The organism is Streptomyces viridosporus (assembly GCF_002078235.1).
GTDB classification, from domain to species: Bacteria; Actinomycetota; Actinomycetes; order Streptomycetales; family Streptomycetaceae; genus Streptomyces; species Streptomyces viridosporus.
The window spans coordinates 1-1,351 of sequence record NZ_MSGP01000783.1; the positions used below are offsets into that span (position 1 = coordinate 1).

Below are 1,351 nucleotides of genomic sequence, written 5' to 3' on the forward strand. Positions count from 1 at the left end.
CTCCCTCCCGTTCCTGCGCCGTGGCCGGGGCGGCGCGGCGCAGGAACGGGAGGGAGTGGGCGGCGTAGTGAGGGCCCGCGTGGGAGTGGCGGGGCAGTTCGACGACGGTCAGGCCCCGGTATCCCGTGGCGGCGAGGGCCGCGAGGACGGGCGGGAAGTCGATCTCGCCGTCCCCGAAGGGGAGGTGTTCGTGGACGCCCCGGCGCATGTCCTCGATCTGGACGTGGCGCAGCCAGGGGGCGGCGTCACGCACGCAGTCGGCGGGAGGGAGGGGTTCCAGGCACTGGCAGTGGCCGATGTCCAGGGTGAGGCCGAGGGGCTCGGGGTCGCCGAGCGCGCGGCGCAGGCGGTGGAAGTCGGCGAGGGTGGCGAGGAGGTGCCCCGGTTCGGGTTCGACGGCGAGCGGGACGCCGGCGCCGGCGGCGGCCTCCAGGACGGGGGTGAGGGTCTCGGCGAGGCGTTTCCAGGCGGTGTCCTCGTCGGTGCCGGCGGGGAGGACGCCGCTGAAGCAGTGGACGGCGTGCGCGCCGAGGTCGGCGGCGACGCGGACGGCCCGGACGAGGAGGTCGACGCGGCGGGCGCGGTCGTCCGGGTCGGGGTCCAGCAGCGACGGACCGTGCTTGCGGCGGGGGTCGAGCACGTAGCGGGCCCCGGTCTCCACGGTGACGCCCAGGCCGAGCGCGTCCAGCCGGTGCGCGACCCGGCGGGTGCGGGCGGCGAGGTCCGGGGCGAGCGGGTCGAGGTGCATGTGGTCGAGGGTCAGTCCGACGCCGTCGTAACCGAGGTCGGCGAGCAGGCCGAGGGCGTCGTCGAGCCGGAGGTCGGCGAGGCCGTTGGTGCCGTAGCCGAAGCGGAGCGGGGGCGCGAGGACGCCGTCCGGGTTCGGCCGCGGGCCCGCGGCGGCGTCCCCGGCCGGTCCCTGGTTCGGGTTCCGGCTCATGTGATGCTCACCTTCCTCATGCCGGCCCTCCTCGTGACCATCCGGCCGGCCGGGGCCAGGGCCGCGACCAGGAGGGATGTGGTGACCGCTCCGGAACGGGCGGCGAGCGCGGCCTGGAGCGGGATCGTGGCCCGGATGCCGCTGCCGACGGCGCGTTGGGTGAGCGGGGGCGAGGGGTTGAGCGCGGCGTGGAAGTAGGGGCGGGCGGCCGTGGCGGCGTAGAGGACGCCCAGGGCGGTGGCGAGGGGCGGACCGCCGGCCGGGCCGGGGCCCGGCAGGCCGGGGGCGGCTGCTGCCCGCCGGCCTGCCGGGAGTCGGGTGCGGCGGTGGGTGACCAGCCGCGTCAGCACCCCCGTCGTCGCGAGGGCCGCCAACGGGGCCAGGGCCGAGCCGCCGCCGGTCTCCCGGCGG

General features: G+C 77.9%; 1 protein-coding gene and 1 pseudogene. Both read right to left on the bottom strand.

Going from position 1 to position 1,351, the window contains the following annotated elements:
* On the bottom strand, nucleotides 1-940 hold a 940-nt coding region (locus B7L92_RS37455), incomplete at its 3' end, for a sugar phosphate isomerase/epimerase family protein (protein ID WP_107501737.1).
* A pseudogene (locus B7L92_RS37460) lies at nucleotides 937-1,351 on the bottom strand (SCO3242 family prenyltransferase); the annotation flags it as partial. The gene B7L92_RS37455 and the pseudogene B7L92_RS37460, both read right to left, overlap by 4 nt.